Source organism: Pseudomonas sp. KH_046_2 (assembly GCF_057838985.1).
Genome location: NZ_CM174480.1, coordinates 3,747,325 through 3,767,326, shown reverse-complemented (window position 1 = coordinate 3,767,326; position 20,002 = coordinate 3,747,325). Strand labels below are relative to the sequence as shown.

The 20,002-nt window shown below is 60.5% G+C and carries 22 protein-coding genes and 1 pseudogene; 12 read left to right on the top strand and 11 right to left on the bottom strand.

The window, feature by feature from the left end; translation table 11 throughout:
• The first annotated feature begins 10 nt into the window (after nt 1–10).
• The 4 genes from benC to AC3IX1_RS16990 all read left to right on the top strand — a co-directional run bounded on the left by benC (nt 11) and on the right by AC3IX1_RS16990 (nt 3,028).
• Nucleotides 11–1,024 (top strand): benzoate 1,2-dioxygenase electron transfer component BenC, encoded by a 1,014-nt coding sequence (benC, locus tag AC3IX1_RS17005; RefSeq protein ID WP_489385067.1) that lies wholly within the window; start codon nt 11–13, stop codon nt 1,022–1,024.
• Between the two features lie 171 nt (nt 1,025–1,195).
• Nucleotides 1,196–1,969 (top strand): 1,6-dihydroxycyclohexa-2,4-diene-1-carboxylate dehydrogenase, encoded by a 774-nt coding sequence (locus tag AC3IX1_RS17000; RefSeq protein ID WP_489385066.1) that lies wholly within the window; start codon nt 1,196–1,198, stop codon nt 1,967–1,969.
• A gap of 42 nt (nt 1,970–2,011) precedes the next feature.
• Entirely contained in the window at nt 2,012–2,710 is a 699-nt protein-coding gene (locus AC3IX1_RS16995; RefSeq protein ID WP_489385065.1) for an alpha/beta hydrolase, read from the top strand.
• Nucleotides 2,711–2,827: 117 nt separating this feature from the next.
• On the top strand, nt 2,828–3,028 hold the full coding sequence (locus tag AC3IX1_RS16990; protein WP_489385064.1) for an SPOR domain-containing protein: 201 nt from the start codon (nt 2,828–2,830) through the stop codon (nt 3,026–3,028).
• 51 nt (nt 3,029–3,079) lie between these two features.
• On the opposite strand, the gene osmE is transcribed toward AC3IX1_RS16990, so the two are convergent.
• Together osmE and AC3IX1_RS16980 are read right to left on the bottom strand one after the other, a co-directional pair.
• Nucleotides 3,080–3,430: an osmotically-inducible lipoprotein OsmE gene (osmE, locus tag AC3IX1_RS16985; protein ID WP_489385063.1), complete on the bottom strand. Its 351-nt coding sequence runs from the start codon at nt 3,428–3,430 to the stop codon at nt 3,080–3,082.
• A gap of 13 nt (nt 3,431–3,443) precedes the next feature.
• A complete protein-coding gene (locus AC3IX1_RS16980) occupies nt 3,444–3,683 on the bottom strand; it encodes a hypothetical protein (RefSeq protein ID WP_489385062.1) in 240 nt (79 codons plus the stop codon).
• A 252-nt stretch (nt 3,684–3,935) separates the two neighbouring features.
• Here AC3IX1_RS16980 and AC3IX1_RS16975 point away from each other — a divergent pair, with 252 nt between their 5' ends.
• From AC3IX1_RS16975 to AC3IX1_RS16955, 5 genes and pseudogenes are all read left to right on the top strand, one after another.
• Nucleotides 3,936–4,271, top strand: a complete 336-nt coding sequence (locus tag AC3IX1_RS16975; protein WP_150754713.1) for a hypothetical protein — start codon at nt 3,936–3,938, stop codon at nt 4,269–4,271.
• Nucleotides 4,272–4,285: 14 nt separating this feature from the next.
• Nucleotides 4,286–4,477, top strand: a pseudogene (locus AC3IX1_RS16970) (NAD(P)/FAD-dependent oxidoreductase); the annotation flags it as partial.
• A gap of 138 nt (nt 4,478–4,615) precedes the next feature.
• Nucleotides 4,616–5,905: an NAD(P)/FAD-dependent oxidoreductase gene (locus AC3IX1_RS16965; RefSeq protein WP_489385061.1), complete on the top strand. Its 1,290-nt coding sequence runs from the start codon at nt 4,616–4,618 to the stop codon at nt 5,903–5,905.
• Nucleotides 5,906–5,930: 25 nt separating this feature from the next.
• Nucleotides 5,931–6,485, top strand: coding sequence for a helix-turn-helix domain-containing protein (locus AC3IX1_RS16960; protein WP_007976194.1), 555 nt, complete (start codon nt 5,931–5,933; stop codon nt 6,483–6,485).
• A 20-nt stretch (nt 6,486–6,505) separates the two neighbouring features.
• The gene (locus tag AC3IX1_RS16955; protein ID WP_489385060.1) at nt 6,506–7,852 is read left to right on the top strand and encodes a glutamine synthetase family protein; all 1,347 of its coding nucleotides are present in this window, start codon (nt 6,506–6,508) and stop codon (nt 7,850–7,852) included.
• 184 nt (nt 7,853–8,036) lie between these two features.
• On the opposite strand, the gene AC3IX1_RS16950 is transcribed toward AC3IX1_RS16955, so the two are convergent.
• The 5 genes from AC3IX1_RS16950 to AC3IX1_RS16930 form a co-directional block, all read right to left on the bottom strand.
• Nucleotides 8,037–9,401 (bottom strand): purine-cytosine permease family protein, encoded by a 1,365-nt coding sequence (locus tag AC3IX1_RS16950; RefSeq protein WP_489385059.1) that lies wholly within the window; start codon nt 9,399–9,401, stop codon nt 8,037–8,039.
• A 5-nt stretch (nt 9,402–9,406) separates the two neighbouring features.
• Nucleotides 9,407–10,084 (bottom strand): cysteine hydrolase family protein, encoded by a 678-nt coding sequence (locus AC3IX1_RS16945; protein WP_489385058.1) that lies wholly within the window; start codon nt 10,082–10,084, stop codon nt 9,407–9,409.
• A gap of 91 nt (nt 10,085–10,175) precedes the next feature.
• Nucleotides 10,176–10,328 (bottom strand): hypothetical protein, encoded by a 153-nt coding sequence (locus AC3IX1_RS16940; RefSeq protein WP_008021288.1) that lies wholly within the window; start codon nt 10,326–10,328, stop codon nt 10,176–10,178.
• A gap of 284 nt (nt 10,329–10,612) precedes the next feature.
• Nucleotides 10,613–11,656 (bottom strand): LLM class flavin-dependent oxidoreductase, encoded by a 1,044-nt coding sequence (locus AC3IX1_RS16935; protein WP_007982502.1) that lies wholly within the window; start codon nt 11,654–11,656, stop codon nt 10,613–10,615.
• Between the two features lie 99 nt (nt 11,657–11,755).
• Entirely contained in the window at nt 11,756–12,241 is a 486-nt protein-coding gene (locus AC3IX1_RS16930) for a flavin reductase family protein (protein ID WP_489385057.1), read from the bottom strand.
• Between the two features lie 312 nt (nt 12,242–12,553).
• Here AC3IX1_RS16930 and AC3IX1_RS16925 point away from each other — a divergent pair, with 312 nt between their 5' ends.
• Entirely contained in the window at nt 12,554–13,960 is a 1,407-nt protein-coding gene (locus AC3IX1_RS16925) for a purine-cytosine permease family protein (protein ID WP_489385056.1), read from the top strand.
• Nucleotides 13,961–14,029: 69 nt separating this feature from the next.
• Here the strand turns inward: AC3IX1_RS16925 and AC3IX1_RS16920 are convergent, their stop codons facing one another.
• The 3 genes from AC3IX1_RS16920 to AC3IX1_RS16910 form a co-directional block, all read right to left on the bottom strand.
• The gene (locus AC3IX1_RS16920) at nt 14,030–14,650 is read right to left on the bottom strand and encodes a glutathione S-transferase family protein (protein ID WP_489385055.1); all 621 of its coding nucleotides are present in this window, start codon (nt 14,648–14,650) and stop codon (nt 14,030–14,032) included.
• A 306-nt stretch (nt 14,651–14,956) separates the two neighbouring features.
• Nucleotides 14,957–16,531: a PQQ-binding-like beta-propeller repeat protein gene (locus AC3IX1_RS16915; protein ID WP_489385054.1), complete on the bottom strand. Its 1,575-nt coding sequence runs from the start codon at nt 16,529–16,531 to the stop codon at nt 14,957–14,959.
• A gap of 190 nt (nt 16,532–16,721) precedes the next feature.
• Complete coding sequence (locus AC3IX1_RS16910) at nt 16,722–16,850, bottom strand: hypothetical protein (protein ID WP_489385053.1); 129 nt, start codon at nt 16,848–16,850, stop codon at nt 16,722–16,724.
• Nucleotides 16,851–16,865: 15 nt separating this feature from the next.
• Here AC3IX1_RS16910 and AC3IX1_RS16905 point away from each other — a divergent pair, with 15 nt between their 5' ends.
• On the top strand, nt 16,866–17,966 hold the full coding sequence (locus AC3IX1_RS16905) for a polyamine ABC transporter substrate-binding protein (protein WP_218480556.1): 1,101 nt from the start codon (nt 16,866–16,868) through the stop codon (nt 17,964–17,966).
• A gap of 143 nt (nt 17,967–18,109) precedes the next feature.
• Here AC3IX1_RS16905 and AC3IX1_RS16900 read toward each other — a convergent pair whose 3' ends face one another.
• On the bottom strand, nt 18,110–18,898 hold the full coding sequence (locus AC3IX1_RS16900) for an AraC family transcriptional regulator (protein WP_489388753.1): 789 nt from the start codon (nt 18,896–18,898) through the stop codon (nt 18,110–18,112).
• Between the two features lie 85 nt (nt 18,899–18,983).
• On the opposite strand from AC3IX1_RS16900, the gene AC3IX1_RS16895 reads away from it, so the two are divergent.
• Nucleotides 18,984–19,982: a bile acid:sodium symporter family protein gene (locus AC3IX1_RS16895; protein ID WP_489385052.1), complete on the top strand. Its 999-nt coding sequence runs from the start codon at nt 18,984–18,986 to the stop codon at nt 19,980–19,982.
• Nucleotides 19,983–20,002: the final 20 nt, after the last annotated feature.

Sequence of the window (20,002 nt, the reverse complement as noted above, 5' to 3'; positions counted from 1 at the left end):
GACTGCCGTCATGACCCATTCCATTGCGTTCAATTTTGAAGACGGCGTCACCCGGTTCGTCGACGCCAACGCCGGCGAAACCGTAGCCGATGCCGCGTACCGCCAGGGCATCAACATCCCGCTGGACTGCCGCGACGGCGCTTGCGGTACTTGCAAGTGTTTTGCCGAAGTCGGTCAATACGATCTGGGCGAGGAGTACATCGAAGACGCCCTCAGCCCTGAAGAGGCCGCGCAGGGTTTTGTCCTGACCTGCCAGATGCGCGCCCAAAGCGATTGCGTGGTGCGGGTGCCGACGTCCTCCGAAGTCTGCCGCACCCGTCAGGTGAGCTACGACGCCACCATCAGCGCTGTGCGCCAGTTGTCCGACAGCACCATCGCGCTGTCGATCAAGGGCGATGCCCTGAGCAAGCTGGCGTTCCTGCCGGGGCAGTACGTGAACCTGGGGATTCCCGGCAGCGAGCAGACCCGTGCCTATTCGTTCAGCTCGTTGCAGCGCGACGGCGAGGTCAGTTTCCTGATCCGCAACGTGCCCGGTGGCCTGATGAGCAGCTTCCTGACCGGCATGGCCAAGGCCGGCGACTGCATGAGCCTGGCAGGTCCCTTGGGCAGCTTCTACCTGCGTGACATCCGTCGGCCGCTGTTGCTGCTGGCCGGTGGCACCGGGCTGGCGCCGTTCACCGCGATGCTGGAGAAGATCGCCGAGCAGGGCAGTGATCATCCGCTGCATCTGATCTACGGCGTGACCCACGATTTCGACCTGGTGGAAATCGACCGCCTCGAAGCCTTTGCCGCGCGCATCCCCAACTTCACCTTCAGCGCCTGCGTCGCCAGCCCCGAGAGCCAGCACCCGCTCAAGGGCTATGTGACCCAGCACATCGAGCCGAAGCACTTGAACGATGGCGACGTTGACGTCTACCTGTGCGGCCCGCCGCCGATGGTCGAGGCCGTCAGCCAGTTCATTCGCGAACAAGGCATCGCACCGGCGAACTTCTACTACGAAAAGTTCGCTGCCAGCGCAGCGTGAGTCCTGCACAAATTCCCTGATTGGCAAAGATCCAATGTAGGAGCGAGCCTGCTCGCGATGAGGCCGGAACATTCAACAGAGATGTTGCGGATGAGTCCGCCATCGCGAGCAAGCCCGCTCCCACAGGATTGGATTTCGACCGATACATCGTCATTGCCCGATGAGGTACACATGAACAGATTTCAAGACAAAGTCGCCCTGATCACCGGCGCTGCCCAAGGTATCGGGCACCGGGTGGCCGAGCGTATGGCCGCCGAAGGGGCGAAGCTGATCCTGGTGGATCGCTCCGATCTGGTGTTCGAAGTCCAGCAACAGTTGGCGCCAACCACCCAGGTACTGGCCCTGACCGCCGACCTTGAACAATACGAGGAATGCAGTCGGGTGATGCAAACCGCCGTCGAGCGCTTCGGACGCCTCGATGTGCTGGTCAATAACGTCGGCGGGACGATCTGGGCCAAGCCGTTCGAGCATTATGAAGCGTCGCAGATCGAGGCCGAGGTTCGCCGTTCGCTGTTCCCGACCTTGTGGTGTTGCCATGCCGCGCTGCCATTCATGTTGGAGCAGGGCAGCGGAGCGATCGTCAACGTATCCTCCATCGCCACCCGCAGCCTCAACCGCGTGCCCTATGGTGCGGCAAAGGGTGGGGTCAATGCCTTGACCGCTTGTCTGGCGTTCGAAACCGCCGGTCGCGGCGTGCGGGTCAACGCCACGGCGCCTGGCGGTACCGAAGCACCGCCGCGACGCATACCCCGCAACGGTGCCGAGCAGAGTGAGCAGGAAAAACTCTGGTACCAGCAGATCGTCGACCAGACCCTCGACAGCAGTCTGATGAAACGCTACGGCACCCTGGATGAGCAGGCAGGGGCTATTCTGTTTCTGGCCAGCGACGAAGCGTCGTATATCACCGGCATGGTCATGCCCGTGGGCGGTGGCGATCAGGGCTGACGCGAGCGACAGACAAACCCATCCACAAACGGAGTCATGGTGATGAGTGACAAACCCACGATTGTGCTGGTCCATGGTTTTTGGGGCGGCGCTGCCCACTGGAACAAGGTCATCGTCAAATTGCTCAGCCGGGGCGACACGAACATTCGTGCCGTAGAGTTGCCGCTGACGTCCTTGGCCGAGGATGCCGAGCGCACACGCAAGATGGTCGCCCAGGTGCCGGGGCCGGTGCTGCTGGTGGGGCATTCCTATGGCGGTGCGGTGATTACCGAAGCCGGCGACCAGCCGAATGTGGTCGGGCTTGTGTACATCGCCGCGTTCGCGCCGGACGCCGGTGAAAGTCCCGGCGGCATCACGCAACGGCATTTCCCGGCGGCGGCGGCCAACCTGGCTCCCGACAGCGACGGTTATCTGTGGGTCAAGCCCGAGCTCTACCACGAAAGCTTCTGCCAGGACCTGCCGGCGACCGAAGGGGCGGTCATGGGCATCACCCAGAAAGCGCCGCTGGCGAGCACCTTCGGTGACACCATTGGCACGGTGGCCTGGAAGAAAAAGCCATCGTGGTACCAGATTTCGTCTGACGACCGAATGATCGCGCCACAAAACCAGCAATGGATGGCCGCGCGGCTCAACGCCCGGGAGATTCTGACCTTGAACGCCAGCCATGCGTCCTTGGCGTCGATGCCCGCCGAAGTGGCGGCTTTGATCGACAGGGCAGCGACGGCGTTGGCCAAGGGCTAGGGTCCAAGTACAACCCGAATGGGGAATTTCCGTGGCGACGTCTGGTCGGTATTTTGGATAAGGGTGGGTGTAAGGTTAGCAAGTCAACCTGATATCACTGCCCAGGAGGAGGTGACCATGAGTGTTCCGATGCTGAACAAAATGCACATGAACGGCTATGACGTACTCCGCGTGAGCAACGGCCCCTGGCGGGTATGCACCCACGGCGATCGGCTTGGCTCGTTTGATAGTCGGGAAGAAGCACTGGCGTTTGCCGCGTCGTTGCCCGGCAACAGGGCTCGTGCTGGCAGGCCTGCGGGCAGCCATCAAGCAAAATGAAGTCATGCCCGAAGCCCCGGTTCTCCGGGGCTTTTTCATTATGGAACGGTGCTAATAGCCGCCGCCTCCGCTGGGGCGGGAGGGTTCCCGGGCCTTTAGCTGCGTGTGGCTCCATTCCGCGCAGGTCATGAAACTCTTGTGGTCGACCATGCCGCGACCATCGAAACTGACGTTGTACGACTGCTGATGGTCGGCATGAGTCAGCTTGTAGTCAAAGCACGTGCCGGGTTCGACAGTCCGGTCGGTGACCGCAAGGGGCTGGCCGCCGATTTGCCGGACTTGCTCCTGGGTCATGCCGGTGTCGACTTTCGCGACCAACGGCTGGTCCTGGTAGATCGAGTTGGTGCTGCAGCCTGCCAACGCGGTCAGTGCGACGACCAGCGCAAATAGAGGCCTGTTCATGGCAGCGCTCCCGCTATTGAACCTTGTTGCGGCTAATGACCTTGGCCTTCACTTCCTCGGCGTAGCCGGACAGTTTTTCTTCATCGCCCTGAAACAAGGCACAGAGTTTCTGAACGGCTTGTGCGTCGGCTTCGTTGCCGAGCAGGCGCAATTGCTGCTCTATGCGCAAAAGCTCCACGGCCGACCAGCGCAAATCCGACGCAAGCCCTTGCAGGTCACGCCGAAGTTCCTGTTCCGATTCGTTAAGCCACATGATGACCTCCTGAACTCCTCACTCCGGAATTTTAGACCCGTTTACCGCACCGGATGTTGTATTCGTCTGAATCAGCGGGGTTTCCTTTGGTCGGGAAAATAAATGCGAACATGAGAGTACGCTGTCTTACATTATCTGAACGCAAGGAACTAACCGGGCAAAGTGATATCAATGAAAGTCGCTGAATCGTTGGGGATGGTTGTAGGGACGACGGCGAGCTACATTTTCTTATTTCAAATTAAAGGAAGCAGCATGCGGATGTTGATGGGGGGAGTCGTGTTGGCATTGCTGGGCGGGTGTTCGTTGCCGGCGTCACTGGTTCCGGGCGAGCCGAATGTCAGCAAGCACAGCGAGAAGACGCCAAAAGAGTATGCGGCGTGCGTGTTGCCTGCCTGGCAAAAGGAAGTATCGAATACCACCCAGGTTTCGATATCCAACGGATTTCGTATCACCGCGCCCAGCGTAATCACGGCCGACGAAGTGGTGGATATCGTGAAGTACAAGGACGGCAGCCGGGTTTCGCTGTATCAGGGGCCACCTTGGGCCAAGTCCGGCGACCTGCGCAAAATCGTGCGCGACTGCTTGTAAACGCGAGAGGAGGAAAATCGGTCACCTGCCTCGATCTGGGCGCCTGGGGCGCGGTGTACACCGAGGGCTGGGATCGTCAGGTCAAGCTGGTCAAGGAGGAGGCCAAGTCGCTGAAAACCCAGATCAACACCCAATGGATCTACCCGCCAGCGGCGAACCGCGACACCGCGTGGGCCGCGGCGGATCCGTTGATCCCGATTGCCTGATACGTTCGCTGACGCGCGCTGAATAAACCTCCCGCCCAAGTCCTCTTGGGCGGGATTTTTTTGCGTGCCATTTGCCTGTGTGAAATTTACCGTGTATTTTTTCATGAAATTACAAATAGAAAATTTCATGAGGCTTGCATGTTTCAGCAGTCCGCCCAACACGTCGCCAGCTATTACGCCCACACCTGCGCCGATCGTCTGGTCAATCGAGCCGCACTGGAAGGTGAGCAAGACACTGAAGTGCTGATCATCGGGGCCGGTTTCAGTGGATTGCACACGGCTTTGCGCCTGGCGCTGGCCGGCAAGCGCGTGACTTTGCTCGAAGCCAGCCGGGTGGCCTGGGCCGCGTCCGGGCGTAACGGCGGCCAGGCGATTCTCGGCTGGTCGTGTGACATGCCACCGCTGGAAGCGGCGCTGGGTTACGAACGGGCGCGGCGCTTGTGGGACGGCATGCGCTGGGCCGCGCGCGAGCTGCGTGATTTGCCCGGCCGCCATGAGTTCGATTGCGACTACCGCGCCGGTCATCTCTGGACCTCGGTGATGCCCCGTCGGGTAGGCCTGCTGACCGAATGGCAACATGAGGCCAGCCACAAGTGGGGCCACGACACACTGCAATTTATCGAGCGCAGCGATTTGCCGCAGTGGGTGGCCAGCGAACGTTATCAGGCCGGCCTGTTCGATCCCGAGGGCGGGCATTTGAATCCGCTGAAACTGGCCCTCGGCCTTGCGGATGCGATTGAGCGGGCCGGTGGGCGCATCCACGAGCAAAGCAAGGCGCTGAGCTATGGCGAGGAGGGTGACGGGTTTGTGGTGACCACCGAGCGCGGTCGTATTCGCGCCGATGTGCTAGTGCTGGCGTGCAACGCTTATCTTGATCGGCTCGACCCGCAACTGGCCAGTTGTGTGTTGCCGGTCGGGACCTATCAGGTCGCGACCGCGCCGCTCACCCGGGACCAGGCCACCGCGCTGCTGCCAAGCAACGTGTGCGTGACCGACAACCAGTTCGTGCTCGATTATTTCCGCCGCACCCCGGATAACCGCCTGCTGTTCGGCGGCGGTTGCACTTACCTGGGCGGAATGCCCAAGGACATCGCCGCCGCGACCCGGCCGTTCCTCGAGCGCGTGTTCCCGCAACTCACCGGCGTGGAGCTGGAGTTTGCCTGGGGCGGACACATCGACCTGACCCTCAAACGCACACCGGATATCGGGCGGCGAGGCGATCTGTACTGGATGCAGGGGTATTCCGGGCATGGCGTGCTGCCGACACTCGCCGCGGCGCGGGCGGTGTCCGACGCGGTACTCGGTCAGCCCGACGAGTTGTCCCTGTACCAAGGCCTGAACAACGGCAGTTTTCCCGGCGGCAAATACCTGGCCGCGCCGCTGGAAGCCATCGGCAAGGCCTGGTATCGACTGCGCGACAGCATTTGAAGCGACACTTTCTGGAAGCCTCTAGATGGACATGCAAGAAGAAATCTCGGCGCTGGCGATCCTGATCCAGGACCTGCGCAAACACAAAAAGTACACCCTGAAGGAACTGGCGGACAAAATCGGTCGCTCCGTCGGTTTTCTGTCCCAGGTCGAGCGCGGTCTGTCGCGCCCGACGGTGGCGGACTTGACTGCCATCAGCGAAACCCTCGGCGTGCCGACCACCTATTTCTACAGCCTGCCCAAACCCATGGCCTTGTCCTGGGTCACCCGCCCGGACGAGCGCCGCACGCTGTACTACGCCGACGGCATCACCGACATCCTCGTCTCGCCAAAGATGCGCGCGTCCTTTTCGATGCTCGAAAGCCAGCTCGAACCCGGCGCCAGCAGCGGTGACCGACACATGAAGGACAGCTCGGAGCAGGGCGGTTACGTCCTGGAAGGGCAGTTGACCCTGTGGCTCGACGACAACGAACCGGTGACCCTGCATCCCGGTGACAGCTTTCAACTGGCCAGCCATGCGCACTGCCGCTACGGCAACCTGTCCGACCAACTGACCCGTGTGCTTTGGGTTTACACCTGATAACAACAAGGAACAAAACGATGGATGCTGTGTGCTCTGAACTGCTGGCCGAGGTTCGCAACTTCCGCCACTGCAACCCCGAAGTGCGTTACGTCGACCTGATCTCCCTGGACATTCCGGGGCATTTCTACGGCAAGCGCTACCCGATCGAGATGCTGGAAAAAGTCGCTGCCGGCAGTGCACTGAAGCTGCCGCAGAACTGCGTGCTGCTCGGCACCCAGGGCGGGCTGTTCAAGATCGGTGATTACTGCTTCAACGATGGTGACCCGGATGCGCTGCGCCGTTTGGTACCCGGCACCTTGAAGCTGGTGAGCTGGGAAAAGCAGCCCTTGGGCCAGATGCTGATCACCTCCGACGGCACGGAAAAACCCATCGAATTCGAACCCCGTGAAGTGCTGGCGCAGGTGCTGGACCGACTCAAGCGTAAAGGCATTTTCCCGGTGGTGGCCTTCGAGCTGGAGTTTTACCTGTTCGACAGCCGCTTGAAGGATGGTCTGCCGCAGTTCCCCCGTGATGAGTTGACCGGCGATGCCGACGATCAGCCGAACATGCACATCGAACGCTTGTCGCGCTTCGCCCCGGTACTTGATGAAATGGTCGAGACGGCACGGGAACAAGGCGTCGATGCCACGGTGATCACCGCCGAGCTCGGCCCGGGCCAGTTCGAAATCAACTTCGGCCATTGCGATGACGGCCTGCGCGCCGCCGACTGGGCCGCTCTGTTCTGCCGCAGCACCCGGGGTGTGGCGCTCAAGCACAACTTGCGCGCCAGCTTCATGGCCAAACCCTACTTGCAGCACCCCGGCAGCGGCATGCACGTACATGTCAGCCTGTATGACCAGGCCGGCAACAACCTGCTGGCGGCGAACGGCCAGCGGGCGCTACGCCATGCGGTGGCCGGTTGCCTGGATGTGTTGCCGCACTGTATGCCGATCTTTGCCCCGAACCACAACGCCATGCGCCGCTTGAGCGGCACCGTGAACGTTGCGTCCCGCGCCAGTTGGGGCTTCGAGGATCGCGATGCCTGCTTGCGTATTCCAGAGTCGGACATCAAGAACCTGCGCATTGAACATCGCCTGGCGGGCGCCGACGCCAACCCCTATCTGGCGTTGGCGGCGATTCTGGTGGGGTTGGAACAGGGCCTGGAAGGGGAGCGCGAGCCGATTGCACCGCTCAACGAAGACCGCGGCAGTGGCATCGATTTTCCGCTGGAAATGCTCGAAGCGGTGCAGTCCATGCAAAATCATGCATCGCTGCGCGAAGGCTTGGGGGCGGAGTTTGTGGACGTCTATTGCGAAAACAAGCGTCAGGATCATCTGGCATTTCTGCATGACATCAGCGCGAGGGAGTATCGCTGGTTCCTCTAGTCGCCCCTAGAAAACATGTGGATATTGAAGGGGTTAGAAGGATTAGTATCTGGATAGTGAATAAAAAATATCTTGTTACAGGCTGAAATATTCCGTAATATCCGCGCCGCGTTCACCACCACGGTTTATGCATTTTTAAATCCCAGGCGTCCATCAGCTGCCTGGGATTTTTTTTGCCTGAAATTTAGTCGGCCGCTGACTCCATCATCGGCGCTCGCTTGCCGAGCTTCATCAGCCAGTAATAACTCAACGCCGGCACCAACAACCCGACGATCCACGCCAGATCCACACCGTCCAGCGCCGTGGCCACCGGGCCGACGTACAGCGTGGTGTTCATGAACGGAATTTCCAGGGCAATCGCCAGCAGGAAACTGCCGCAGGCGATCCAGTTGACCCGCCCGTAGATCCCGTTCAGGTCGAAGATATCGTCAATCCGGTATTGGCCTTTGCGCAGGCAGTAGTAGTCCACCAGATTGATCGCCGTCCACGGGATCAGGAAGTAGCTCATGAAGAAGATGAAGTTGAGGAAGAAGCTGATGAAGTCGTCCTGACTGATGGTACACAGGGCCGTGGCCACCAGGCTGATCAGCAGCATGAACACGCAGCGTACTCGCGGGGTCACCTTGAGTCGGGCGAAAGGTTCGATCACGGTGATGGTCGACATGAACGCGCCGTACAGGTTGAACACGTTGATCGACACCTGGCCGTAGACGATGTAGGCGAACAGCAGCACCGCGCCAGCGCCGAACAGACCGGCGACATGCCCGCCGACGTTGCTGGAGAAGTCGCCGATGCCGACGCTCAGGATTGCCCCGAGAATCATCATCCATGCGCCACCGCTGACCGTGCCGGCGTAGCTGTACCAGAACACCTGGGCGGTCGGCGTGTTGCTCGGCAGGTAGCGCGAATAGTCAGCGACATAAGGCGCGTAGGACAGTTGCCAGGTCACGGCAATGCTCACCGCCACCAGGAACTTCGACAGCGAGAAGCCGGTTGGCAGCCATTGTTCGGCCGGGATCGGCAACTGCAAGGCGAGCACCGTGGCCGCCACGAACACCACCAGCGACAGAATCGACAGCAGCTTCTGCAAGCGGTGAATCAACCGATAGCCATAGAGCGCGACGACGAAGCACAACGCGCCAATCAGGTAGATATTGCCGGACATCGGCAGCGGGCTGACCGACTCCAGCGCCTGGGCCGCGAGCAAGGTGTTGCTGACGAAGAAGCCCAGGTAGATCAGCATCACGAACAGCAGCGGCAACACCGCCCCCAACACGCCGAATTGCGCCCGGCTCTGGATCATTTGCGGAATGCCCAGCTTCGGTCCCTGGGCCGAGTGGGAGGCCATGAAAATCGCCCCCAGCAACGAGCCGATGATGATCGCCAGCGCACTCCAGAACAGGTTGAGCCCCATCACCACCGGCAACACGCCGGAGGCGATGGTGGTGATGTTCATGTTGGCGCCGAACCAGATATAGAACAGCGAACCCGGCTTGCCGTGGCGTTCGGTCTCGGGGATGAAATCGATGCTTCTTTTTTCGACTTGCATGGCGATCACTCCTGAGTCCGGACGAGACGGGATTGCAGACGGGCGATGGTGCTTTGCAACTCATGGGGCTGGTGGGCAAACAGGTCCGGACGCTCGGGGATCAGGCTCAGGTAGTCGCGGTGTTCCAGGGCGCGCAGGCATTCGTTCGTGGTGAGGATTTCCAGCGCGTAGACCCAGTTGGCCATGATCAGCAGGGCCGAGTAATGCCCGGCCTCGGTGGTCGTGGTGCAGGCATCGCTGACCAGGCGCACGCGATAACCCAGGGCGAAGGCATCGAACACGCTGGTGAGTACGCAGACGTCGGTCAGCACGCCGCAGACGATCAGTGTGTCGACCTTCATTGCCTTGAGTCGGGCATCGAGGTCGGTGCGGTGAAAGGCACTGTAACGGCCCTTGTCGATGATCAATTCACCGGGTTGCGGCGTCAGCGACTCGATGATTTCCACTTGGCGGGTGCCGGCGCGGTAACTGCAGGGGCCACCGTCGGCGGCCAGGGGTTCGCCGTGGGGCAGGTCACTGCCGTCGGCCAGATTGATGTGGCGGGTATAGATGACAGGCATCCGCTGATGGCGGGCGGTATCGAGCAGGGTGGCGGTATTGGTAGCCACTCTGTCGAGGTTTTCCAGGACGAAGCCGTCCTCCTGTTGCATGTCGATGATCAACAGCGCGTTGTTATTGTTCATTGGGCAAACCTGATCAAAGGCGAAACACGATGCACCGTACGCGCCATGCAATGGCGGGACGCGGGGTGCGTGATTGGCTGTTCGGGTGGGCTCAGTGAACTATTTGCCAGAAACCGTTCTGCTTGGCCGAAACGCTGGCGCGCAGGCGCTTGAAATGCAGGTGCGAAGCAGTCCATTCACCGCGCAGGTAAGCCCGAGCGGCGCCGGAGGGAAGGGCGAGTGATGGGAGACGACCAGTCATCATTGGAATCGACCCCTGTAGGAGCGAGCTTGCTCGCGAACGCGGTGTGCCAGGCACATCAATTTCGACTGTCAGACTGCAATCGCGAGCAAGCTCGCTCCCACAGTTTTTGTGGTGACGCCGGCATTGCGAGAATCCTCAATCCCCTGTGGGAGCGAGCTTGCTCGCGATGGCTGCATGTCAGGCAACATCAATGTTGAATGTGCCGACCTCATCGCGAGCAAGCTCGCTCCCACAGTTGAGGTGTGTTGAGCCCTGGCCTCGCATCCGGGAGCAGGGTGACGCAATCAGCGGAACGCTGGCACCACGTGCTTGATGAACAACTCCAGGGATTTTTTCTTCTCAGCGTGGGGCAGGCTGTTATCGCACCAGAAGCTGAATTCGTCGACCCCCAGTTCCTGGTAGTACTTGATGCGCGGAATGATTTCTTCCGGGGTGCCGATCATGGCGGTCTTGTGCAGGCTTTCCAGTTCGAATTCAGGGCGACCGGCGAATTTCTCTTCCGGGCTCGGTGCGAGGAAACCGTTAACCGGAGTGGTCTTGTTGCCGAACCAGGCATCGAAGGTGCGGTAGAACTTCGAGATCGCCTTGGCCCCGACTTCCCAGCCCTGCGGATCGTCGGCGGTGTGCACGTGGGTGTGACGCAGCACCATCAGTTGCGGGCGCGGCACGCCCGGGTTGTTGTCCAGCGCGGCCTGGAATTTGTTCTTCAGGTCGAGGACTTCCTCGTCGCCTTTCATCAGCGGCGTGACCATCACGTTGCAGCCGTTGGCCACGGCGAAGTTGTGCGAGTCGGGGTCGCGGGCGGCGATCCACATCGGCGGGTTCGGCTGCTGGATCGGCTTGGGCACGCTGGTGGAGGTCGGGAATTTCCAGATGTCGCCGTCATGGGCGTAGTCGCCGTTCCACAGTGCCCGCACCACCGGGACCATTTCCCGCAACGCCTGGCCACCGGAGGATGCCGGCATGCCGCCGGCCATGCGGTCGAACTCGATCTGGTAGGCGCCACGGGCCAGGCCGACTTCCATGCGCCCGTTGCTGATCACGTCGAGCAACGCGCATTCACCGGCCACCCGCAGCGGATGCCAGAACGGCGCGATGATGGTGCCAGCGCCCAAGTGGATGGTGGTGGTCTTGCCCGCCAGATAAGCCAGCAGCGGCATCGGGCTTGGCGAGATGGTGTACTCCATGGAGTGGTGTTCGCCGATCCACACGGTGCTGAAACCACCGGCCTCGGCCATCAGCGTCAGTTCGGTCAGGTCTTCGAACAACTGGCGGTGGCTGACGCTTTCGTCCCAACGTTCCATGTGTACGAACAGGGAAAACTTCATGACGCTTACCTCGGATCTATTGTTATTGGCCCGTCGGCGCAGGGCATTGATGATTGTTGGTATACCATAATACTTGATAACCGCAGCCGAAATGTCAAATCAGGCTAGAACGGGCAGGGCGCCCATCTTGCCGTGGCAATACACCAGTGGCCCGCTGCTCTGCCGGGGCACGATCAGGTTTTTCACCGCGCCGACCATGATGGCGTGGTCACCGCCTTCATATTCTCGCCACAGCTCACATTCGATGACCGCCGTGGCATTGGCCAGAATCGGGTTGCCCAACTCGCTGAGCGTCCACTCGATTCCCTGGGCCTTGTCCTTGCCCTTGCGCGCGAAGGCATAGGCTTCGCTTTGTTGTCCGCCGGACAGCACGTGGATGGCAAAACGTTTGTTCTTGATCAGGACCGGGTAGGAATCGGAGCTGTAGTCGGGGCAGAACAGCACCAGGGCCGGGTCCATCGACAGCGAGCTGAAGGCGCTGGCGGTCAGGCCGACGATTTGCCCGTCGTCATCCAGGGTGGTGATCACGGTCACTCCGGACGGGAACGAGCCCATGACTTGTTTGTAGATGGCGGCATCGATCATTGGACGGTCCTCGGGTGATGTGACGCGTTTTTTATGTGTTTGTAGGTCTGATGGTATACCGTAATACATCGATTGCAAGGTCTTTTTAGGTGAACCGATAAACGTACGGCTTTCGTCGGAAACTCAATGTTTACTGGGCTTTCAGCTAGCAAGGGCTGGCAGGATAGCGGCTCAGTTGCTTGTTCAAAGACCGGATCAGTCTTGTTTAAAGTTTGGAATACCATAATATGGCCGGCATCTGAGGGCGGCCAGAGAGTCCCCCCGGTTTGGCTTCATACAAAGATAAGAACAGACAAACTCGAGTTCATGCACATGTCCCAGATGTCCCGGCAAGATCCGTTGATCGAGAACCATACGGTCGACTACGTTCCACTCGCAGAGCGCCACGGGAAGGCCCGCGATCTTTTCACCCTGTGGTTCAGCACCAACATCGCGCCACTGCCCATCGTCACCGGCGCCATGGTGGTCCAGGTGTTCCACCTCAACCTGTTCTGGGGTTTGCTGGCGATTGCCCTCGGGCACATGGTCGGCGGCGTGGTGATTGCGCTGGCGTCGGCCCAGGGGCCGTGCATGGGCATTCCGCAGATGGTGCAGAGCCGTGGTCAGTTCGGCCGCTATGGCGCGCTGCTGATCGTGTTCTTCGCAGCGCTGATCTACATCGGTTTCTTCATTTCCAACATCGTGCTGGCGGGTAAATCGATTGTCGGCATTGCACCGTCGGTCCCGGTGCCGGCGAGCATTCTCATCGGTGCCCTCAGCGCCACGGCCATCGGCGTGATCGGTTATCGCTTCATCCATACCCTGAATCGCATCGGCACCTGGGTGATGGGTAGTGCCTTGCTCGCCGGTTTCCTCTATATCTTCGCCCATGATCTGCCGGCGGACTTCTTCACCCGCGGCGGATTCAACCTGTCCGGCTGGCTGGCCACGGTGTCGCTGGGCATCATCTGGCAAATCAGCTTCTCGCCATACGTGTCGGACTACTCGCGCTACCTGCCGGCGGATATCGGCATCACCCGGCCGTTCTTCGCCACTTACCTGGGGGCGACCCTGGGCACGATCCTGTCGTTCACCTTCGGCGCCGTGGCCGTACTGGCGACCCCGGAAGGCACCGAGGCGATGGCGGCGGTCAAGCAGTCCACCGGTTGGCTGGGGCCGATACTGATGGTGTTGTTCCTGCTCAACATCATCAGCCACAACGCCTTGAATCTGTATGGCGCGGTGCTGTCGATCATCACCTCGATCCAGACCTTCGCCAGCCAGTGGACGCCGAGCATCAAGGTGCGCGTGGTGTTGTCGAGCATCGTGCTGGCGGGTTGCTGCGTGGTGGCGCTGGGTGCCTCGGCGAACTTCATTTCGCAGTTCATCGGGTTGATTCTGGCGTTGCTGCTGGTGCTGGTGCCATGGGCGTCGATCAACCTGATCGACTTTTACCTGATCAAGCGTCGCCGCTATGACATCGCTTCGATCTTCCGCGCTGACGGCGGTATCTACGGCCGCTTCAACCTGCACGCGATCATCGCTTACTTCATCGGCATCGTCGTGCAGCTGCCGTTCGCCAATACTTCACTGTACGTCGGACCGTACGCCAATCTGGTAGACGGCGCGGACCTGTCGTGGCTGGTGGGGCTGGTGGTGACGTGTCCGTTGTATTACTGCCTCGCTACGCGGAGCCAGGCGCAGGAAAGCCGTTCGGTGAAGTTCGGCTACACCGACTGACAAAAAAACGATTCGTGTGCGTCTGAAAATGCCCGGCACTTCGCCGGGCACTTTGCTTTCGCTGACCGCTCAGGAATGCTTGAACGCATTCAGGCCGCGTTGTACCGCCGGCCTGGCTTCGATCGAGTCGAACCAGCGCGATAGCTGTGGAAGTTGCTTCCAGTCCAGCCGGTCACGGAACGCGGTGGCGATGGTGAACGCTGAAATGTCGGCCATGGTGAACTGCGCTCCGGCCATGAATTCGCCAGTCAAAAAACTTTCTGCGTAGGTCAGTTGCTCGATCACCCGCAGATCGATGATCGCCGCTGCCTTGTCCTGCCCCGCCTGGTGCAGAAAAAACGCGGCATGGCTGGGGGCGATGACATCGGTGACGAAAAAGAAATAGCGGTCAATCACCCGGATTCGCTCAGGTCCCGGCTGCGCCGGAGCCAGCCGTCCCGGCGCCTTGGCATCGGCGTACTGGATGATTGCATTTGACTGGTTGATGACCAGCGCCGGTGTCGTACCGTGATCGATCAGGGTCGGGACTTTCCCGGCCGGGTTAAGCGCCAGGAAGTCTGGCCCACGATGCTCCTGTGCGTACAGGTCGAGCCTGCGTGCCGTGTAGGCAATACCGGCCTCTTCAAGTGCAATGGCGGCCCGTAGCGTGTTGCCGGTGTTCGCGCCGAACAGCTCTATTTGATCGTTCATGGGGTGTCGCTCTTGTCGGGACAAACAGGCAGCCAGCGAACGCTGCCGATGATGTCAGTATGATGAAAATCCGCCGCACCGATATGCAAAAACAGTGATCGTCCATACCCCTGCGCGACAAGCCTTATCCTTCCACGAAAACTACTTTCACGGTGTTTGATAATAGCGCCTCGAAATGTTTTAAGAGTTTCACAAGCCATTCAGTAGACCCTCACCTCGAGCGATATCGATAGCCTGACATTGACCTGCGTGAAGGTACCGGCCTCATCGTCGGATCGCCGCCCGGAGCAAGCCCGCTCCCACAAATCAAGGTTGGCCGCTGCTTGCGCTCACGCGTGGTTGCTCCTTGTCCCAAAGCGCAACCAAGCCACCAAAAGTCCCGACATAGGCCGTGCCATCCGGCGCCAGGGTGATCGGCGACCAGTTGTTGTCGAACGCCTGGCCGACTCCGCTCAGCGCCTTGAACCGGGTCTGGCCGCTGTCGAAATCCAGCGCCATCAGGTACCAGGCGTTCTCGCCGTCGGGCTGCGGCTCGAAGGTGTAGAAGTACAGCAGGCCGTTGCTCACCGAGAGTTTGGGGACCACCGAAGGCGAACGTTCCTTCGATTCCCAGACCCGATCACAGCCCGACTCATCGGCGCGGATGTCGATGCGGCTGATGCCGCCGTGCACGGCCTGCCAGTCCTTTTGCGCGAAGGCGCTGGTGTAGCCGGCATTGTTCTCGAGGATGATCGAGCGCCCCCAGCCGATGGCCGAGTTGTCGGTGGCCGAGGCATTGTTGTCGAACACCGGCAGCTTGCAGATCAGGCGATTGCCGGCGTAATCCTGCTCGCGACGGTAGACCAGCAGGTTGATGCGCCCGTCGCTGTTGTCGGTGATGGTGACGTAGTGCTCGCCGAGCAGGGTCGGGGTCGTGCCGCTGCCCTGATTGATCGCCCCGACCTTGCGCCCGGTGCCACGGTCGTAGACTTCGCGCCAGCCTTGCACGGGCTTGCCCTCGGCATCGGCGGCGAAGCGGTACATGGCGTGATCGGACACCAGATAGACACCATCGGCCGCCACCGACATGCCGTTCTGGATTTCTTCGTTGGCCAGTTGAATGCCCTGGACCTTGCCGGTGTCGGGGTTCAGGGTGCCGATGCGCCCGCGTCGGGTGATCCACCAGATCAAGCCCTGGTGATCGGGCATGACCCCGGTGATGGGGTCGCACTCACCCTTGGGAAACCAGGAGGTCGGGCGCACGCAATCGTGGGGAACCTTGTCGCTCAGGTCCCAGCTGTCGACTTCCTCGAACGACCACGCACCGGATTCATCCTGACGATGCACCACGCGCTGGATGTGCTGCTCGGCATCGGCGATGACCACGCGATTCTGTTCGTCGACATAGAAATAGGCGCCGGAGGTGTCGGCCATGATCTTGTCCGGGTCCAGGGTAATCAGCGCGTGGAAGGTCGACGGACGCGGCGGCAGCGGGTAGCGGGCCAACAGCTTGAGGGTGCGCGGTTCGAGCAGTTGCAGTTCGAACTGCATCAGGTTGGCGCACAGCACCACCAGGCGGCCCTGCTGATCGAAGGTATGAATCGGGCACATGCCGCCGGGCTTGCGACTGCCGTCACGGCTGCTCACTTGCATGTCGCCGCCCAGTGGACCGGGGCCGGGGTGCGTGTCGGAACTGTAACCGTCGGCATGCATGTAGCTGCTGCCGTTGCTGGCCATGAAGGGGTTGGCGGGTATGGCGCCACTCAGCGGTCGGGGGACAGCGGCGCTGCCGATCAATGCAGTGGCATTGCCGGTGCTGGCCAGCGGTTGTGGGTCATAGGGTTCGGAACAGGCACTGAGCAGGCCGAGCAGGGGCAGGGCAAGCAGGAGTGGAGCACGCATCGAAGCCTCGCGATCTTGTTATTGGTGTGATGCGCAATAAGCAACAAGGAGACTGCCCGGGCATCGGCTGTTTGGACTAACCTTCGGTGAAAGGCCTCGCGCCGCTGATCAAAGCGGACATTTATTTTGGCCATTTCGATCTCCTTTTGGCCTGCCTCACGCTGTGAACCGGCGGCGCCGTCAGCAAGAATCAGACGCGGGTGGCTGAATCGGCCACCCAGGCTGAAATCACAACCAGATGCTTCACTTCCTTGCCCTTGGCTATTTTCAAGGCCGCTGCCGTGTACAGAACATAAAAACCATCCAACTCACGCCACACTTGGGGAAACGATCCATGGACTCAATGAAACGCATACTGGGCGCCACCGTTTGCGGACTGTCGCTGCTGGCCAGCGCGGTGCACGCCGAACAGCGCGAATTGCGGGTGTACAACTGGGCGGACTACATCCTGCCGTCCGTGCCCAAGGATTTCGCCAAGGACACCGGGATCAAGGTGACCTGGGACACCTTCGACACCAACGAGTCCCTGGAAGCCAAGTTGCTGACCGGCAACTCGGGCTACGACCTGGTGGTGCCGTCGAACCAGTTCATCGAAACCCAGATTAAGGCGGGCGTGTTCCAGAAACTCGACAAGTCCAAACTGCCGAACTGGTCGCACCAGGACCCGGCGTTGCTCAAGCTGCTGGACAAGAACGACCCGGGCAACCAGTACGGCGTGCCCTACATGTACGGCACCGTGCTGATCGGCTTCAACCCGGCCAAGGTCAAGGCGGCGCTGGGCGAGAATGCGCCGGTGGACAGTTGGGACCTGGTGTTCAAGCCCGAGAACATGGAGAAGCTCAAGGCCTGTGGCGTCGCCATGCTTGACTCGCCATCGGAGATCCTGCCACTGGCCCTGCATTACCTTGGGCTGGACCCGAACAGCCAGAACCCGGATGACTACGAAAAAGCCAAGGCGCTGATGCTCAAGGTTCGCCCCTACGTCACCTACTTCAACTCTGCCAAGTACATGACCGACATCGCCAACGGCGATATCTGCGTGGCCATCGGTTACTCCGGCAGCTTCTATCAATTCGGCAATCGCGCCAAAGAAGCGGGCAACGGCGTGGTCGTCGACTGGCGCCTGCCGAAAGAAGGCGCTCCCATCTGGTTCGACACCTTCGCCATCCCGAAAAGCGCGAAGAACGTTGCCGAGGCCCACGAATTCCTCAACAACCTGCTGGACCCGAAAGTCATCGCGCCGATCAGCGACTTCCTCGGCTACCCGAATGCCAACAAGGACTCGCTGGCGCTGATCAACAAGGACATCACCGGCAACCCGAACCTGACACCGACCAGCGAGGCATTGAAGACGCTGTACGTCGTGCAGCCATTGCCGCAAAAGCTTGAACGGGTGCGCACCCGGGTCTGGACCAGTATCAAGTCCGATCAGTAACACCGGGATATTTATGTGAAATCTCTGTGGGAGCGAGCCTGCTCGCGATGGTCGTTAACGATAACGCGTGTTTACTGGCTAAACGCGGCGCTCTTAAGTCCATCGCGAGCAAGCTCGCTCCTACAGGTCGTCCTGTGTCGAATTTATCGAAAGAATTCCCCCGGTGTTTCGCCAAACTGCTGGCGGAAGGCTGCGATAAACGCTGATGTCGAGTCGTAGCCGCAGGCCAATGCGACGTCGGTCACTCGCTCGCCCTGTTCCAGTGGCGTCAGGGCGCCGAGCAGGCGCAAACGCTGGCGCCAGGCGCGAAACGTCAGGCCGGTGTCGCGCAGGAACAGGCGACTGAGGGTTTTCTCTGTGACGCCGAATTGGTCGCTCCAGTGACTGAGTGTGGTTTGTTGCTCCGGATGCGACTCCAGGCTCTGTGCGATTTGCCGCAATCGGCTGTCCTGGGGCAGGGGCAGCATCAAATCGATCTGCGATGCTTGCGCCAACTGATCCAGAATCACCTGGGCCAACCGGCCATGCGGACCGTTCTGATCGTATTCCACCGGAATCTGACTGAAGGCACGGATCAACTCGCGCAACAAATCGCTGACCCCCAACACATGACAACCCGGTGGCGCCCATGTCGAAACGCTGCAATCGATGTACAGGCTGCGCATTTCCGTGCGCGGCGAGCTGAATACCCGGTGCGGCATGCCCGCCGGAATCCACACCGCACGCTCCGGCGGGGCGACGAATCGCCCGGCGCCGGTCTGTATTTCGAGCACGCCCTGAATTGCATAGGAAAGCTGCACCCACGGATGGCTGTGACGCCGGGTCAGGGCGCGATTGGGCAGCGATTCGGTACGGCCATAGAGCGGTCGTGGCAGGCTGGACAGCCCGGGAATACTGCGTCGAACACTCTTGTCATGTCCTTTAGGCGGCATCAGCTGGCTCATCGGCGTTAGTCGGTAACTCCCGGTCACGTTAGAGTCGCTTTCACGTACTGGCAACCCCCGGATGATCAACCCCATGACTCGCCCCCGTTTGTTAACCGACAACTTCACCCTGACCCTGATCGGCGTCGTGACGCTCGCCAGCCTGCTGCCCGCCAGCGGTCAGGTCGCGGTCGGTTTTGGCTGGCTGACCAACATCGCCATCGCGCTGCTGTTTTTCCTGCATGGCGCCAAGCTGTCCCGCGAGTCGATCATTGCTGGCGCCGGGCACTGGCGCCTGCATTTGCTGGTGTTCAGCCTGACCTTCGTACTGTTTCCGCTGCTCGGCCTGGCGCTCAAGCCGCTGCTGTCGCCGCTGATCGGCAATGACCTGTACATGGGCATGCTCTACCTGTGCGCGCTGCCCGCCACAGTGCAGTCGGCGATTGCCTTTACTTCGCTGGCACGGGGCAACATCCCGGCGGCGATTTGCAGCGCGGCGGCATCCAGCCTGTTCGGGATTTTCCTCACGCCGTTACTGGTGACCCTGCTGCTGAATGTCCACGGCGAAGGCGCCTCGACCCTGGACGCCATCCTCAAGATCAGCGTGCAGTTGCTGCTGCCGTTCATTGCCGGGCAAATCGCGCGGCGCTGGATCGGCAACTGGGTGGCGCGCAACAAGGGCTGGTTGAAGTTCGTCGATCAGGGTTCGATTTTGCTGGTGGTCTACGGTGCGTTCAGCGAGGCAGTAATCGAAGGCCTGTGGCAGCAGATTCCATTGCTGGATCTGGTCGGGCTGGTGCTGGTCTGCTGCATCGTTCTGGCGCTAGTGTTGGTGGCCGCGACCGTGCTCGGCAAGGCATTCGGCTTCAATCAGGAAGACCGCATCACCATTCTCTTCTGCGGTTCGAAGAAAAGCCTGGCGACCGGTGTGCCGATGGCGCAGGTGCTGTTTGCCGGTAGCACCATTGGCTTGCTGATCTTGCCGCTGATGCTGTTCCACCAGATTCAACTGATGGTCTGTGCGGTGCTGGCGCAGCGTTATGCCAAGCGGCCGGAATCGATTCCCGAACTGATGGCTCAGGTTGATCCTTGAGCATTCGCCAAAAGATGGCG

Coding starts and splice junctions, on each gene's coding strand:
- AC3IX1_RS16900 (WP_489388753.1), bottom strand. CDS start 18,898: ATGCCGCCTAAAGGACATGACAAGAGTGTTCGACGCAGTATTCCCGGG.
- AC3IX1_RS16945 (WP_489385058.1), bottom strand. CDS start 10,084: ATGAACAATAACAACGCGCTGTTGATCATCGACATGCAACAGGAGGAC.
- AC3IX1_RS16940 (WP_008021288.1), bottom strand. CDS start 10,328: ATGATGACTGGTCGTCTCCCATCACTCGCCCTTCCCTCCGGCGCCGCT.
- AC3IX1_RS16905 (WP_218480556.1), top strand. CDS start 16,866: ATGGACTCAATGAAACGCATACTGGGCGCCACCGTTTGCGGACTGTCG.
- benC (WP_489385067.1), top strand. CDS start 11: ATGACCCATTCCATTGCGTTCAATTTTGAAGACGGCGTCACCCGGTTC.
- AC3IX1_RS17000 (WP_489385066.1), top strand. CDS start 1,196: ATGAACAGATTTCAAGACAAAGTCGCCCTGATCACCGGCGCTGCCCAA.
- AC3IX1_RS16950 (WP_489385059.1), bottom strand. CDS start 9,401: ATGCAAGTCGAAAAAAGAAGCATCGATTTCATCCCCGAGACCGAACGC.
- AC3IX1_RS16915 (WP_489385054.1), bottom strand. CDS start 16,531: ATGCGTGCTCCACTCCTGCTTGCCCTGCCCCTGCTCGGCCTGCTCAGT.
- AC3IX1_RS16995 (WP_489385065.1), top strand. CDS start 2,012: ATGAGTGACAAACCCACGATTGTGCTGGTCCATGGTTTTTGGGGCGGC.
- osmE (WP_489385063.1), bottom strand. CDS start 3,430: ATGAACAGGCCTCTATTTGCGCTGGTCGTCGCACTGACCGCGTTGGCA.
- AC3IX1_RS16990 (WP_489385064.1), top strand. CDS start 2,828: ATGAGTGTTCCGATGCTGAACAAAATGCACATGAACGGCTATGACGTA.
- AC3IX1_RS16960 (WP_007976194.1), top strand. CDS start 5,931: ATGGACATGCAAGAAGAAATCTCGGCGCTGGCGATCCTGATCCAGGAC.
- AC3IX1_RS16955 (WP_489385060.1), top strand. CDS start 6,506: ATGGATGCTGTGTGCTCTGAACTGCTGGCCGAGGTTCGCAACTTCCGC.
- AC3IX1_RS16965 (WP_489385061.1), top strand. CDS start 4,616: ATGTTTCAGCAGTCCGCCCAACACGTCGCCAGCTATTACGCCCACACC.
- AC3IX1_RS16920 (WP_489385055.1), bottom strand. CDS start 14,650: ATGAACGATCAAATAGAGCTGTTCGGCGCGAACACCGGCAACACGCTA.
- AC3IX1_RS16935 (WP_007982502.1), bottom strand. CDS start 11,656: ATGAAGTTTTCCCTGTTCGTACACATGGAACGTTGGGACGAAAGCGTC.
- AC3IX1_RS16925 (WP_489385056.1), top strand. CDS start 12,554: ATGTCCCAGATGTCCCGGCAAGATCCGTTGATCGAGAACCATACGGTC.
- AC3IX1_RS16930 (WP_489385057.1), bottom strand. CDS start 12,241: ATGATCGATGCCGCCATCTACAAACAAGTCATGGGCTCGTTCCCGTCC.
- AC3IX1_RS16980 (WP_489385062.1), bottom strand. CDS start 3,683: ATGTGGCTTAACGAATCGGAACAGGAACTTCGGCGTGACCTGCAAGGG.
- AC3IX1_RS16975 (WP_150754713.1), top strand. CDS start 3,936: ATGCGGATGTTGATGGGGGGAGTCGTGTTGGCATTGCTGGGCGGGTGT.
- AC3IX1_RS16895 (WP_489385052.1), top strand. CDS start 18,984: ATGACTCGCCCCCGTTTGTTAACCGACAACTTCACCCTGACCCTGATC.